We start from the raw sequence: 14,125 nt of genomic DNA, 5'->3' as shown, positions 1-14,125 counted from the left end.
GATGCGAGGACAGGGATGACGTTTGAGTTAGACTCGAGCCAAGAGCGTCGGCTGTGGCAATGGACCGGCAGCGGGCTGTTGTTATTCTTCGGCTGTACTCTGCTGACGCTGCCCGTTGGATGGGTTGTCGGGTGGGTTGTGGCCTTATTGGCAATGGGTATACTGTGGTGGCGTTATCTCGCTTGGCCTACCGATTTGCAGGCTTGCATCCGTTTTGCCAGCGGGCACTGGTGGGTACGAAGCCGATCTTCAGAGCGACTACGTCGGCTCCCGGCAAAGCCTTTGCTGATTTTGCCTCGGGTCATCGGCGTGCCGCGTCCCAGCGGACACGGCCATTACTGGGTCTATCAGGATCAGCTCGCCGTCGATGACTGGCGACGACTGCGTATTTGCGCGCGCTTTAGCTTTACTGGTGCAGCTGATCCATAGGTTCTAGTACGGTATCCTGTGCTTTGCCATCTGCTTCCGGGTAGTCCAGCGTGTAGTGCAACCCACGGCTTTCTTTGCGGCGAATGGCACTTTCAATGATGGCTTCGGCGATCGCCACCAGATTACGCAGCTCCAGTAAATCATTGCTGATGCGGTAGTTGCTGTAAAATTCGTGAATCTCGTCTTTTAGCAATTGGACTCGGTGCCGCGCGCGCAACAAGCGCTTGCTGGTGCGTACGATGCCCACATAGTCCCACATAAAACGTCGCAACTCGTCCCAGTTGTGTGCAATCACAACGTCTTCGTCAGAGTCCGTGACTCGACTTTCATCCCAAGGTGGGATCTCCTGCGGTAGGGGTTGTGTCGGCAATGCAGCAATGCATTGCGCCGCGGCGCGCCCGAAGACCAAACACTCCAGCAATGAGTTGCTGGCTAGGCGATTGGCGCCGTGCAGTCCCGTATGAGCGCATTCGCCAATGGCAAACAAGCCGGGTAGGTCAGTCTGACCGTGCAGGTCGGTCTTGATGCCACCGCAGGTGTAGTGTGCGGCGGGAACCACCGGGATAGGTTCGCGGGTAATGTCGATGCCGTATTCCAAGCAGCGGCGCTGTATCGTTGGAAAGTGCTCGGCTATGAACTCGGCGCTCTGGTGGCTGATGTCTAAGAATAGACTGTCGGCCCCTAGGCGCTTCATTTCATGGTCTATGGCACGCGCTACGATATCGCGGGGAGCCAGTTCTAGGCGCTCATCAAAGCGATGCATAAAGCGTTGCCCGTCGGGCAGCAATAGCCGCCCGCCCTCGCCGCGAATGGCTTCTGACAGCAAGAAGGACTTGGCGTGCGGGTGATAAAGGCAAGTCGGATGAAATTGGTTGAACTCCATGTTGGCAAGGCGGCAACCGGCACGCCATGCCATGGCAATGCCGTCACCGGTAGAGCCGTCGGGGTTGCTGGTATACAAATAGGCTTTGCTGGCGCCGCCCGTTGCCAGCGCGGTGTGTCCGACGCGACAGGTAATGACACAGTCTTCCAGCTGGCTGTACAAATAAGCGCCAACACAACGGTTAGGCCCAGACAACCCTAGTTTCTCCGTGGTGATCAAGTCAACGGCGGTATGCTGTGGCAAAAAGACCACGTTCTTGGCGTTGGCAATTTGCTCCGTCAGTGTGGCGGTAATGGCATAACCGGTCGCGTCGGCGGCATGCACAATTCGTCGGCGGCTGTGCCCGCCTTCTTTGGTCAGATGCAGACCTAGCTCGGTGGCGGCATCCGGAGTAAATGGCACCCCCATGTCGACCAGCCAGCGAATGGCCTCGGCACTGTGTTCAACGGTAAAGCGCACGGCTTCCGCGTCGCATAATCCAGCACCGGCAACCTCTGTATCTTGGATGTGCTCTTCTATTGAATCGCCCGTTTCCAGAACCGCAGCCACGCCGCCTTGCGCCCACGCCGTACTGCCCCCGCCGAGTTCACCTTTGCTGACCAAGCCAATTTTCAGGTGTTCAGGCAGGCTCAGCGCCAGCGTCAGGCCGGCCGCACCGGTGCCGATGATCAGTACATCAAAATCTAAAGGAGCTGCCATGGTGTCCATTCGCTGAAGTTCTGGCCGCTTAGTATAACGATCTGCGGTTGTTCTGTAACGGTTCTGTAACGGCTCTGTACGGTGAGCGATTGTGGTATATTACAAGCCCAGTGGGAGAAGTCTGATGATTGAAGAACAAGCAACAGTGGCTGCTATTGAATCCGGCCGAGTGTGGGTAGAGACCGTGCGCAGTAGCGCTTGCGCTCGTTGTTCTGCGCGCGCGGGTTGTGGGCAGTCACTCATGAGTCAGGTGATCAGTTCGGAAAGTCAGGCGCAGAAAAGTTTTCTGCCCATTGCGACGGATCGAGTGTTGGCGGTTGGTCAGGTGGTGTGGATTGGGATTCCAGAGACAGCGTTCTTACGCGGTGCGTTTTGGCTATATTTGTTGCCCTTACTGGCTTTATTGGCGGGTGCATTGGCGTTTAATCATTGGTTCCACACCGACAGTATGGCACTGCTGGGTGCTGTGGTAGGGCTGGTGGCTGGTTTATGGTGGGCACGGCGACGCACTGCCGGATGGCAGAATGACCCTGCTGTGCAGCCACGTATTCTGCGGGTGGTCAGCGGCTAAGTGGTCGAGCCGCCGGGTCAATAAGCCGGTAAATGAAGCGTAAAACGGTGCAGTGGCTGCTTGAGGGTGGCGTAAAAGATACAAATATTCGCGGTATAACCGTATTAGGAGTCAAAAAGAATGCGCAATAAAGCTACCCCTTGGTTATCCATTTTAGTGTTGTCGGCGATGCTGGTGTTCGCGCAGAGCGCCGGTGCACAAACGGTTACCTTGCCCGATTTTGTTACTTTGGCGGAAGAGTATTCGCCCAGCGTGGTCCGTATTGAAGCAGAAGGCGAGCCGAATCGTCGGCAACAACAGCAGATGGAGCAGTGGCAGCAGCAGATGCCAGAAATGTTCCGGTACTTCTTTGGCGACCAGATGCCCAATCAGCCGCAGCAACAGCAGCCGCGTCGTTCACAGGGCTCGGGTTTTATCATTTCCAGCGACGGCTATGTGGTGACCAATCACCATGTGATTGCGGGTGCTAATAGCGTGCGTGTGCGCCTCGACGATCAGCGCTCGTTTGCGGCGGAAGTTGTGGGCACTGATGAACAGAGCGATTTGGCGCTGTTGAAAGTGGACGCAACCAATCTGCCCTCGCTGAGCTTTGGCGATTCAGATCAACTGCGTGTGGGTGAGTGGGTGTTGGCGATCGGTGCGCCGTTCGGCATGGACTATTCGGTCACCGCCGGGATTGTGAGTGCAAAAGGCCGGAGCTTGGGTGATCGCTATGTGCCTTTTATTCAGACTGACGTAGCCATTAACCCCGGAAACTCTGGCGGGCCGCTGTTTAACACGCAAGGCCAAGTGATCGGTATCAACTCACAGATTTATACGCGTTCCGGCGGCTTTATGGGCTTGTCGTTTGCCATCCCGTCGAACATGGCAATGGACATCATTGAGCAGTTACGTGATACCGGGGTGGTGGCACGCGGCTGGCTTGGCATCGCGATGGACAGCAACTATAACGACGATCAGATGCTGGCGGAGTCGTTTGGCCTTGATCGGCCCGTGGGTGCTCTGGTGCAGCACGTCTATAACGGTACGCCAGCCGAAGACGCCGGACTGATTCCGGGCGACCTGATATTGAGTTTCGGCAGTCGGGAAATACGCCGTTATACTGATTTAGCGCCCTTGGTTGGTGCGACACGCCCCGGCACCATGGTCAATCTGGAAATTGTGCGCAATGGCGAGCGCATGACGCTGCCTTTGCGAATAGGTGCTTTCCCGGAAGACGAGCAGCAGGTGGTTGCGCGGGCAGCGCCAACGCCGGATGTAGACAACCCACTGAAGGTGCGTGTACGTGACTTGACGCAAGGCGAGGCACGAGCCGCGCAAGAGCGCGGAGTGATCATTGATGAGGTGTTCGAAGGTCCCGCAATGGAGGCCGATTTGCGCCAAGGCGATATCATCACCATGATGCATGGCCAGTTCGTGCGGACCAAGGCAGAGTTTGATGCCGTCGCGGAAGACCTGCCGGAAGGGCGCCGCGTGGCCTTACGCATCATTCGCGATGGTGCCGTGCGCTTCGTATCCGTTGCCTTGTAGGCGGCGGATACGACATACATAGCCTTTTCGCCACCAATTGAGTAGAATCCCCACCCATTTTTCGGACAATGTGCACCCGGTTCTGCCGGGTGCCCACATAGGGTATCCCAAACGGTGAGTAGCGATTTATCCCACATTCGTAATTTCAGCATTATTGCCCATATCGACCACGGTAAATCTACCTTGGCTGATCGTTTTATCCAGGTTTGTGGCGGTCTGGCGGACCGCGATATGTCTGAGCAGGTGCTGGACAGTATGGATATCGAGCGTGAGCGCGGTATCACCATTAAGGCGCAGAGCGTTACCCTGAATTACACTGCGCGTGATGGTAAAACCTACCAACTGAACTTCATCGATACACCGGGGCACGTGGACTTCAGTTACGAGGTGTCGCGCTCATTAGCGGCCTGTGAGGGTGCTCTGTTGGTGGTGGACGCGGCTCAGGGTGTGGAAGCCCAGTCGGTGGCGAACTGCTACACCGCGCTCGACCAGAATCTCGAAGTGATTCCAATCCTGAATAAGATGGACCTGCCACAGGCAGAGCCGGAAAAAGTCGCGCAAGAAATCGAAGACATCATCGGCATTGAAGCCATTGACGCTGTGCGCTGCTCGGCCAAGTCAGGGCTCGGCGTGGAAGACGTGTTGGAAGAGCTGGTGCGGCGTATCCCGCCACCCGAAGGCGATACCAGTGCCAATTTGCAGGCCCTGATCATCGACTCATGGTTCGACAACTATTTGGGCGTGGTGTCTTTGGTGCGCATTCGCCAAGGCAGCCTGAAGAAAGGCGAAAAGGTGTTGATCAAGAGTACTGGAAGAACCCACTTGGTAGACAATCTCGGTATCTTCACACCCAAGCGTACACCGACTAATGAGCTGAAAGCGGGCGAAGTGGGTTACATCTGTACCGGAATTAAAGACATTCATGGGGCGCCGGTGGGCGATACCATTACCTGGGCTAAAACCCCCGATGTCGCTCAGCTGCCGGGCTTCAAGAAAGTTAAGCCGCAGGTTTATGCAGGGTTGTTCCCGATCAGCTCGGATGACTACGAAGACTTTCGTGACGCCTTGGAAAAGCTGAGCTTGAACGATGCATCTTTGTTTTACGAGCCAGAAAGTTCTGATGCGCTGGGTTTTGGTTTTCGTTGCGGCTTCCTTGGCATGCTGCACATGGAGATCATTCAAGAGCGCTTAGAGCGTGAATACAATATTGACCTCATTACTACTGCACCAACGGTGGTGTTTGAAGTACTGAAGAACAACGGCGATATCGTATACGTTGATAATCCATCGAAGCTGCCTGACTTGGGCAGTATTGAAGAAATTCGTGAGCCGATCGTACGTGCCAGCATCCTGGTACCACAGGAATACCTGGGCAACGTCATCACCTTGTGCACCGAAAAGCGCGGCACTCAGGTGAATATGCTGTTCACCGGTGGGCAAGTGAGTGTGGTGTATGACATGCCGATGAACGAAGTGGTCATGGATTTCTTTGATCGCCTGAAATCGGCAACACGCGGCTTCGCCTCGTTGGATTTCTCTTTCGAACGCTACGAAGCGGCACCCATGGTGCGGCTGGATATTCTGGTAAATGGTGATACTGTGGATGCATTGGCGGTGATCATGCATCGTGATCAGATTCAAAGCCGTGGCCGTAACCTGTGTGAAAAAATGAAAGAGCTGATTCCGCGTCAGATGTTCGACGTGGCGATTCAGGCGGCGATTGGTCGGCAGGTGGTTGCGCGGACAACGGTTAAAGCGTTGCGTAAAAACGTCACCGCGAAGTGTTATGGTGGCGACGTGTCGCGTAAGAAGAAGCTGCTGGAACGTCAAAAGGAAGGGAAGAAGCGCATGAAGCAAGTAGGTAATGTGGAAATTCCACAGGATGCCTTCCTGGCCGTGCTGAAATCGGATTAATAGAGAGGAACTGCTGTGTTTGGATGGATAGCCTGGCTGCTGGCCGCACTGATTGTGGTTTGGCTGGTAGACACCTTTGTGTTAGACCGCCGTCGTCTTAAAACCCTTTCCGCCCTGCTGAAATCGGGTGAGGTAAGCGCACAAAATATAGAGTCCTATCTAACCCAGCGCATGTGGAGTCGTCTGGCCATGATGGCTGGTGCACCGCTGATCATTTTTTTGATTTTCACCGCAATCCGAGAAAACAAAGACCTCGCTCTGTTGTTGATTTTGGGTACGCTGTTTGCGGGCTTGGTGGCTTTGGCCGATCGTCTATTGCTGCGCAAGTTGCGTTTGAACGTGGCCGAACAACTGCCAACCGAGGCCTTACAGGCCCAGGCACAAACTGACAACGGTTTAGTAGAATACGCCAAGAGCTTTTTCCCCGTGCTGGCGTTAGTGGTGGTGTTGCGCTCCTTTTTGTTCGAGCCCTATCAAATACCTTCAGGATCGATGCGCCCCAACTTGATCGTCGGTGATTTTTTGCTGGTGAATAAGTTCTCCTATGGCTTCCGGCTGCCGGTAGTGAAAACACAATTGACCGACTTCGGTGCGCCACAGCCGGGCGACATCATGGTGTTTACGCCACCACATCAGACGTACCAGAACTACATCAAGCGGGTTGTAGGTGTCGGCGGTGATCGGATTCAATATGACTACCGGACCAAGGAATTGCGGGTGAATGGCGAGTTGGTACCGCGCCGTTACTTGGATACCTACGTCGAAAACGGGCGACGTATTGCCCGCTACATTGAGACCTTGGGCGGTAAGGAATACGAAATCTATCAGATTCAAAATATGTCTACGCCTAATCTGATGCCGTTGGATGTGATCGTGCCTGATGGTCATTTCTTTGTCGTGGGTGACAACCGTGACGATTCGTTGGACTCGCGTTTCTGGCAGCAGCAGTACGGCACCAGCCCCTTTGTTGAACGGCGCGAAGTACAGGGGAAGGCCGTAGTGCGGTGGATGTACTGGCCTTCGCTGTTGTCTTTGCCGTCATTCAGCCGTGCCGGCAGCTTAAACTGAGGATAGAAATATGATGTCGTCACCAAGCCGCCAAGATATCCGTGGCGCATCACGCTTGACCATGTTGCTGTTGCTGGTGGTCTTGGGCTTTTTCATCATGACCTTGGCACGCGTGGTGCCAGTTTATGTCGATCATTACTACGCTAAGCGCATCATTGACCAGGTGTTAATGGAAACCAGTGGTGACTTTGAGCGGGCTGCCTTCCTAGATGCCTATCGGCGACGGGCGCAAGTGAATAATGTGCAGGTGGCGCAAAGTGAGTTTCGCTTTCGCACCGGTAACCCAACGGTGATTGAGTTGGAATACGAGCGCCGCGTGCCCTTGATGTTCAACATGGACGTGATCATGTCGTTTTCTGAGGAATACACTTACTGATGGATACACCCCTAGATGCTTGAACAGGATATCGTTCGGCTGCAGCAGCGGCTGGGTTATGAGTTTCGTGACACGGCCTTTTTAAAGCTGGCGTTGACGCACCGCAGTGTGGGTGCAGCGAACAACGAGCGGCTGGAGTTCCTTGGCGATGCTATACTGAATTGTACGATAGCACAGGCACTGTATGAGCGTTTTCCTGCGGCCAACGAAGGCGAGTTAAGTCGCTTTCGTGCGGCTATGGTTAAGGGTGATACGTTGGCGGAGCTGGCGCGTGAATTTGATCTAGGCCCTTTTCTGAAGTTGGGGGTAGGAGAAATGAAAAGCGGTGGCCATCAGCGTTCGTCTATCTTGGCGGACTCGGTAGAAGCGCTGATTGGAGCCATTTCATTGGATGCGGACATGGCCACGGCACAGCACCGAGTGTTGGCTTGGTGGCAAGAGCGCTTGGACCAGATGGACCCTGATCTGGTGCTAAAGGACCCGAAAACTCGCTTGCAGGAATACCTACAGAGTCAGAACCAGCCATTGCCGGTATACGACGTGGTGGCGGTTACTGGCCAAGCACACGATCAACAATTTGTGGTGCGCTGCACGACCGCAGTGTTGCCTGCGCCTACAGAAGCCACCGACAGCAGTCGTCGTGGTGCTGAACAAACTGCCGCTCGTGCGGCCCTTAAAGCTTTGGGTCAGAAGATATGACAACCGAATTTGAGCTGGATACCACATGTGGTTATGTCGCCATAGTGGGGCGTCCAAACGTCGGTAAATCGACGCTGATGAACCATCTGCTGGGCCAAAAAATCAGCATTACGTCGCGCAAGCCACAAACCACGCGGCACAGTCTGCTCGGCATCATGACCGAAGAGAAAACCCAGGTGATCTTTGTGGACACTCCGGGTATTCACCAGAATGCGCCCAAGGCCATAAATCAGTACATGAATCGGTCGGCATTGACCGCCCTGCAAGATGTCGACTTGGTGTTGTTTATTGTCGAGCGTACGCAGTGGACGGCGGAGGATGACCTTGTGCTGAGCCACTTGGAGCGCGTTAAGGTGCCCGTCGCTCTGGTGGTTAATAAGGTAGATCAGGTTGAAGACAAGAACAGTCTGCTACCACACATCCAAAAGCTCAGTGAGCGTCGAGATTTTGTCGCGATCTTCGCTATTTCTGCGCTTAAAGGGCGAAAAGTAGACGACTTGAAAAAGTATCTGCTGGAGCACATGCCGAAGAACTTACACTTCTTCCCGGAAGATCAGATCACCGATCGTAGCGAACGTTTCTTGGCGGCGGAGATTGTGCGCGAGAAGTTAATGCGTAATCTTGGCGAAGAGTTGCCTTACGAGCTGACCGTGGAGATAGAAGATTTTGGCTTTCAAGATCGCGTGCTGCACATTCATGCGTTGATCTTAGTCGAGCGGGAAGGGCAGAAAAAAATTGTTATCGGTGAAAAAGGCGAGAAGCTGAAACGCATCGGCACGGATGCACGTAAGGACTTGGAGCTGTTGCTCGATACCAAGGTGATGCTAAACCTTTGGGTTAAAGTAAAGTCTGGTTGGTCAGACGACGAACGTGCGTTGCGCAGCTTGGGATATCGTGACTAATGATTGGGTTGCCACCGGTGAACGCCTTTGTGTTGCACCGGACCCCTTATCGGGAGAGCAGCTCATTGGTGCGTTTGTTTGTGCCTGGTCAAGGACAATTGGTTGCCACCTGGCGTGGTACTGCAGCCCTCCACCTGTATCAACCCTATCATATTGATTGGCAAGCCAGTGGCGACTGGGTGACCATTCGCTCGGTGGACCTTGCCGGCAAAGTACTGCGCCTAAAAGGCCAGGCGCTCTATCTGGCGTTGTACCTTAATGAGCTCTTGGGTGTGCTGTTGCCACGTTGGGTACCCGCAGAGGCGTTGTTTGGTACCTACTATGCCACCTTGCGTCGTTTGGAGTCTGGTGAGTCGGCAGAGCCGCTATTACGCTTTTTTGAGCGGCGCTTGTTGGAGCAATTGGGCTTCGGTATCGATTTTGAGCGTGACCGAGCAGGAGAGCTGTTGCAACCCGAGCGGCACTATCGCTTTGACGATCAGAACGCCTTTTTGCAAGACCCGAGTAGCATCGTGGTTGATGGTTTTCACGGACAGGATTTGATACACATAGCGCACAATGACTATGGCTCGCCATCGACTCGTCGGGCGGCTAAACAGCTGTTTCGACGCGCACTGGCGCTGCAATTAGGAGAGCGCGAGCTACTGTCGCGGCGGTTTCTACAACCTCTGGTTTCACCATCACATTCTTCCGGGACGCCCAACACATGATCGTCGGTATCGGTACGGACATTGTGCGTATTGCGCGCATCAAAGACGCTTTGAATCGTCATGGTGATCGCATGGCGCAGAGGATTCTCACACCCGCCGAACAGGCTTTGTTGCGCGATCATAGTGATCCAGCGCGCTTTTTGGCGAAGCGTTGGGCAGCGAAAGAAGCAGCCGCGAAAGCCTTGGGTACCGGTATTCGTGGCGCGGTAAACTTTCATTGTTTCGAAGTACAGAATGACGATCTCGGAAAGCCAGAGCTGACCTGTTCGGCGGGCGCTGCGGAGCGGTTGGCTAACTTGGGCGGTGCGAGCTGCTGGCTGACGTTGTCAGACGAAGAAGAATACGCCGTAGCCTTTGTGGTGTTGAGTGCATAGTCGCGTAGTCCTCTGCGCGAAGGCTTAAGCCAGAGGAATAGCCTCCTGCGTATTAACGACTTGCATCTTCCAATAGCCCTTCCCAATCGTGTTCCGCGCACCATAATTCGAGCTCAGTCATGGCGTCCAGCAGATCATGTAATGCATTGGGTACCTTGGAGCATTCTGTGCGCTTCAGGTTTAATTCCAGTTCACGCACTGCGGTTTCCAAAATGGGTGTACCACAGTATCGTGTGACGCCATGCAGGGCATGCACTCGCTCCAGTAGCGCGTCATGGGACTTCTCTTCATGCAACTGTGGCAATAAGTCTTTTTCACTGCTGATTTGGTCGAGCAGGCCGCGAAACATATCTTTGGCCAGTGGCACTTTATGACCAGCGCGTTGCAACGCCAATGGCACATCCAATAGGGAGTCGCTCGAGGTAGCGCTATCTGTACAGTCGTTAGTCACGCCCCCGGTATTCGATTCAATGCTCGGCTGCGGTAAGGCTCTGAGGCGTTTGCCAGTCCAGCGTTGCAAGGCCGCCAGCAACTGTTCTTCATCAATGGGTTTGGTGATGTAGTCGTCAAACCCAGAGCGCATCAGCTCCTCTTGTTCTTCTGGCAATGCGTGTGCCGTTAAGGCAATGACCGGTAGGTGTTGGTTGGTGTCCTCGTGTCGGCGAATTTCACGCGTGGCGGTTAACCCGTCCATGACCGGCATTTGGATGTCCATAAAAACCAGGTCAAACCCTTGCTGGCTGATCTGCTCCATTGCCACGCTGCCATTCTCTGCCTCAACGGGTGTTATTCCATAGTCCCCGAGCAGGCTGATGAGCAGTTTGCGATTGGTGGTGTTGTCATCCACCACCAATATGTTCGGGAGGTTGGATAAATGCTCCGAGGGCGCGAGGGTAGGGTTCGGTGCGCCCAGTAATTCGCTGCACAAAGCATAAAGTCTACTGTAACGCAGTGGTTTTGCTGCCTGGGCATCGGCTTTGCTTTCCAGTTGAACCAGGGGTTGCTCGTATTCATTGTGGCGGGTCAGCAGCAGTACTGGAATATCGTGTTGTCGACAGGCGTCTACAATTTGGTTCAATAGTGGGGCGGCTTGCTCACTGCAGGTCAGAATGGCTAAACGTTGGCGTTGTTCACTCGACTGCAGGGCCTGCTCCAATGACTGCACGGTGAGGTCATGCATCACCATACCCCATTGTTCAAGCCGGTGTGACAGCGCTGTTCTGGTCAGCTCGTGTTGTTCAAACACCAGCACATGACTGCCCGCGAGGTGTGTATGAGTAACGTTGGATAATTCGTTGTTGGCCAACTCGGTAGCCGGCTCTAAATCCAAGTCCAGAGTAAACCAAAAGGTCGCCCCTTCGCCTTGCACACTTTCGACGCCAATGTGGCCGCGCATCTGCTCAATCAAACGTTGGCATATCACCAAGCCAAGACCGGTGCCACCGAATTTCCTCGAAGTAGAGGCATCGGCTTGGCTAAAGGCATTAAAGAGGCGCTTCTGCTGCTCGCGTGTTAAGCCCGGGCCCGTGTCGGACACACTCACACGCACACGCACCGTCTGTGCATCGGCATGCTCGAGCATCAGGCGGACCGCAACATGGCCAGCGGAGGTGAATTTGATGGCGTTACTAACCAAGTTGGTGAGTACCTGACGTAAGCGCAGTGGATCACCGAGCGCTTGCAGCGGTACATCTTCATAAATAATGGTGACCAGTTCGAGATCCTTGTCTTGGGCCATGGGCCCTAATAGATCCATTACGTCTTCAATGACTTCGCGCAAATTCATGCGACGCCGCTCGAGCTCGAGCTTGCCGGATTCCAGTTTCAGAAAATCCAGAATGTCATTGATGATGGTCATCAAGCCTTCGGATGAACGCTGAATGGTATGCAGGTAGTCGCGTTGTTTGGCGGTCAAATCTGTTTTGCTCAATAGGCGCGCAAAGCCCAACACGCCGTTCAGCGGGGTACGTATCTCATGACTCATATTGGCAAGAAATTGTGTTTTTGCTTCGCTGGCTTCTTGCGCTTGGCGACGCGCGTTGCTCAGCTGTATATTTTGAATTTCTAATGCTTCGAGGGTCTGATGCAGGTCCTGGGTCGCTTGGTCTACGCTTTGTTGCATATCGCGATGCGCGTTCTGTAAGGAGTCGGCCATGGCGTTCACGCCTTCACCCAGTCGGCGCAATTCGCCACTGGTCGCTAGATGCACGCGCTCGCTGTAATGCCCGTCTTTAATAGCACGTATGGTGTCTATGGTTTGGTGGAAGGGTTGGATGATCGGTTGTATGAGACGCAAAGCCAATAACCAAATCACGGCAAGTCCAGCCAGTGCTATGACCACGCCCAGAGCAATTAAACGATAATTTTGCAGCGATAGGTCATTGACCGAATAATCCACCACTAACCAGCCCAGCATGGTAGGCGTATCAGCTTCCAGCCTATGGCGCATAGTATCGGCCAATACGGGGTACTCGAGCCGCACCCATTCATCGTCTTCATGCCGATGTTGGCCTAACGATACATTAGCCAACAAAGGCAGTGGAATGTCGGCGCCTTGTTCTATGACGACGGAGCCCTGTGGATCTAGAATGCGGACAGAGCGGACATAAGGCGCATTTAAAAGATCCTGTGCGGCTTGCCGTAGGAACACCGAATCGTCTAAAACCAAACCTGCTTCAATAGTGGGCAGGGCGGCACGCGTGAAGGCATCAATTTGTCGGGTAAATGTTTCGTTTGCGCGCCATATCTGCGAAGCGGCAAAAAAAGCTGTGATCAACAGCGCAAACACCAATGCGGGCACCAGGGCAAGTTGTAGCAGGCGGCGAGACAAACTGGAGCGCATGAAAGTTTTCCGATAGGCGGACTTGGTCGCTCTAGCCTAATGTGCGACTAACACACCGTCAACGCATAAGGTAATTCCTCACAGGCCTTACCGGTCGAGAGTGGCAACGGTTATACTGCGACGCAGAGAAACGCTAACGCTGAGGCTTTGCATGCGCGCACCAGATATTCATTACCCCACCATTGAAGACTTTATCGGCAATACCCCGCTGGTTCGCTTGCAACGCTTACCGGGTAATACCAGTAATGTGTTATTGGCTAAGTTAGAAGGCAACAATCCGGCAGGCTCGGTAAAAGATCGTCCGGCACTGTCAATGATTGTTGAGGCTGAGAAGCGTGGCGACATCAAACCGGGAGATCGTTTGATCGAGGCGACCAGTGGCAACACGGGTATCGCGCTGGCGATGGCAGCGGCGATCAAAGGCTATCGTATGCGGCTCATTATGCCCGACAACATGAGCCTGGAACGCAAAGCCTCCATGGCGGCCTACGGTGCGGAATTGGTGTCAGTGACCCAAAAAGAAGGCATGGAAGGTGCACGTGATTTGGCACTGGCCATGGCCGAGCGCGGTGAAGGCATCGTATTGAACCAATTTGGTAACTTTGATAACCCCTTGGCTCATTATCGAGGCACTGGGCCGGAAATCTGGCAGCAAACGCAAGGAACAGTGACCCATTTCGTCAGTGCCATGGGCACCACGGGGACCATTATGGGCACCTCGCGTTATTTGAAAGAGCAGAATCCGGAAGTGCAAATCATCGGCCTACAACCCGCGGATGGGTCGCAGATTCCCGGTATTCGACGCTGGCCGGTTGAGTACCTGCCGACTATTTTTGAGCGTAGCCGGGTCGACCAAGTGTTGGATGTGACACAGAAGGAAGCCGAAGACACCATGCGGCGACTGGCCAGTGAAGAAGGTATATTTTCCGGCGTGTCGTCCGGTGGCAGTGTGGCGGCGGCGTTAAAGCTGTCGCAACAAGTGGAAAATGCTGTGATCGTCGCCATTATTTGTGATCGCGGTGACCGCTACCTTTCGACCGGGGTTTTTAACCCAACAGAGTAGTGCGCTAGGCGCGGAGTGCAGGGCGTGCCAGTAGACGCGGAGTGCATTGTCCACAGTGCGTCTAA

13 protein-coding genes are annotated in these 14,125 nt (G+C 54.1%); 11 read left to right on the top strand and 2 right to left on the bottom strand.

Annotation, left to right across the window (positions count from 1 at the left end; genetic code table 11):
* Positions 1-15: 15 nt before the first annotated feature.
* A complete protein-coding gene (locus tag NFC81_RS12120; protein WP_304994740.1) occupies positions 16-429 on the top strand; it encodes a hypothetical protein in 414 nt (137 codons plus the stop codon).
* Here the strand turns inward: NFC81_RS12120 and nadB are convergent.
* Complete coding sequence (gene nadB / locus NFC81_RS12115) at positions 407-2,011, bottom strand: L-aspartate oxidase (RefSeq protein WP_304994739.1); 1,605 nt, start codon at positions 2,009-2,011, stop codon at positions 407-409. The genes NFC81_RS12120 and nadB overlap by 23 nt on opposite strands.
* A 124-nt stretch (positions 2,012-2,135) precedes the next feature.
* Between nadB and NFC81_RS12110 the strand changes: the two genes are divergently transcribed.
* From NFC81_RS12110 to acpS, 9 genes are all read left to right on the top strand, one after another.
* Positions 2,136-2,582, top strand: coding sequence for a SoxR reducing system RseC family protein (locus NFC81_RS12110; protein WP_304994738.1), 447 nt, complete (start codon positions 2,136-2,138; stop codon positions 2,580-2,582).
* Between the two features lie 120 nt (positions 2,583-2,702).
* Positions 2,703-4,112, top strand: coding sequence for a Do family serine endopeptidase (locus tag NFC81_RS12105; RefSeq protein WP_304994737.1), 1,410 nt, complete (start codon positions 2,703-2,705; stop codon positions 4,110-4,112).
* Positions 4,113-4,226: 114 nt separating this feature from the next.
* On the top strand, positions 4,227-6,026 hold the full coding sequence (lepA, locus tag NFC81_RS12100; protein WP_304994736.1) for a translation elongation factor 4: 1,800 nt from the start codon (positions 4,227-4,229) through the stop codon (positions 6,024-6,026).
* Positions 6,027-6,041: 15 nt separating this feature from the next.
* Positions 6,042-7,094 (top strand): signal peptidase I, encoded by a 1,053-nt coding sequence (lepB, locus tag NFC81_RS12095; protein ID WP_304994735.1) that lies wholly within the window; start codon positions 6,042-6,044, stop codon positions 7,092-7,094.
* Between the two features lie 10 nt (positions 7,095-7,104).
* Entirely contained in the window at positions 7,105-7,470 is a 366-nt protein-coding gene (locus NFC81_RS12090) for a DUF4845 domain-containing protein (protein WP_304994734.1), read from the top strand.
* Positions 7,471-7,485: 15 nt separating this feature from the next.
* A complete protein-coding gene (rnc, locus tag NFC81_RS12085) occupies positions 7,486-8,169 on the top strand; it encodes a ribonuclease III (RefSeq protein WP_304994733.1) in 684 nt (227 codons plus the stop codon).
* Between the two features lie 14 nt (positions 8,170-8,183).
* Positions 8,184-9,071 (top strand): GTPase Era, encoded by an 888-nt coding sequence (gene era / locus NFC81_RS12080; protein ID WP_370529910.1) that lies wholly within the window; start codon positions 8,184-8,186, stop codon positions 9,069-9,071.
* Positions 9,071-9,781, top strand: coding sequence for a DNA repair protein RecO (gene recO / locus NFC81_RS12075; protein ID WP_304994731.1), 711 nt, complete (start codon positions 9,071-9,073; stop codon positions 9,779-9,781). The genes era and recO overlap by 1 nt, the downstream gene beginning before the upstream one ends.
* On the top strand, positions 9,778-10,155 hold the full coding sequence (gene acpS / locus NFC81_RS12070; protein ID WP_304994730.1) for a holo-ACP synthase: 378 nt from the start codon (positions 9,778-9,780) through the stop codon (positions 10,153-10,155). The genes recO and acpS overlap by 4 nt, the downstream gene beginning before the upstream one ends.
* Positions 10,156-10,207: 52 nt before the next feature.
* Here acpS and NFC81_RS12065 read toward each other — a convergent pair whose 3' ends face one another.
* Positions 10,208-12,997, bottom strand: a complete 2,790-nt coding sequence (locus NFC81_RS12065) for a response regulator (protein WP_304994729.1) — start codon at positions 12,995-12,997, stop codon at positions 10,208-10,210.
* 151 nt (positions 12,998-13,148) lie between these two features.
* Between NFC81_RS12065 and cysM the strand changes: the two genes are divergently transcribed.
* Positions 13,149-14,060, top strand: a complete 912-nt coding sequence (gene cysM / locus NFC81_RS12060) for a cysteine synthase CysM (RefSeq protein WP_304994728.1) — start codon at positions 13,149-13,151, stop codon at positions 14,058-14,060.
* The last annotated feature ends 65 nt before the right edge of the window (positions 14,061-14,125 follow it).

Origin of the sequence: Salinispirillum sp. LH 10-3-1 (assembly GCF_030643825.1) — a bacterium.
GTDB lineage: Bacteria > Pseudomonadota > Gammaproteobacteria > Pseudomonadales > Natronospirillaceae > Salinispirillum.
This window is presented reverse-complemented; position numbering and strand designations above follow the sequence as displayed.

Excerpts from the sequence above, each read along its gene's own strand:
- rnc (WP_304994733.1), top strand. The coding sequence starts at position 7,486 with ATGCTTGAACAGGATATCGTTCGGCTGCAGCAGCGGCTGGGTTATGAG.
- NFC81_RS12065 (WP_304994729.1), bottom strand. The coding sequence starts at position 12,997 with ATGCGCTCCAGTTTGTCTCGCCGCCTGCTACAACTTGCCCTGGTGCCC.
- NFC81_RS12090 (WP_304994734.1), top strand. The coding sequence starts at position 7,105 with ATGATGTCGTCACCAAGCCGCCAAGATATCCGTGGCGCATCACGCTTG.
- recO (WP_304994731.1), top strand. The coding sequence starts at position 9,071 with ATGATTGGGTTGCCACCGGTGAACGCCTTTGTGTTGCACCGGACCCCT.
- acpS (WP_304994730.1), top strand. The coding sequence starts at position 9,778 with ATGATCGTCGGTATCGGTACGGACATTGTGCGTATTGCGCGCATCAAA.
- NFC81_RS12120 (WP_304994740.1), top strand. The coding sequence starts at position 16 with ATGACGTTTGAGTTAGACTCGAGCCAAGAGCGTCGGCTGTGGCAATGG.
- NFC81_RS12105 (WP_304994737.1), top strand. The coding sequence starts at position 2,703 with ATGCGCAATAAAGCTACCCCTTGGTTATCCATTTTAGTGTTGTCGGCG.
- nadB (WP_304994739.1), bottom strand. The coding sequence starts at position 2,011 with ATGGCAGCTCCTTTAGATTTTGATGTACTGATCATCGGCACCGGTGCG.
- NFC81_RS12110 (WP_304994738.1), top strand. The coding sequence starts at position 2,136 with ATGATTGAAGAACAAGCAACAGTGGCTGCTATTGAATCCGGCCGAGTG.
- cysM (WP_304994728.1), top strand. The coding sequence starts at position 13,149 with ATGCGCGCACCAGATATTCATTACCCCACCATTGAAGACTTTATCGGC.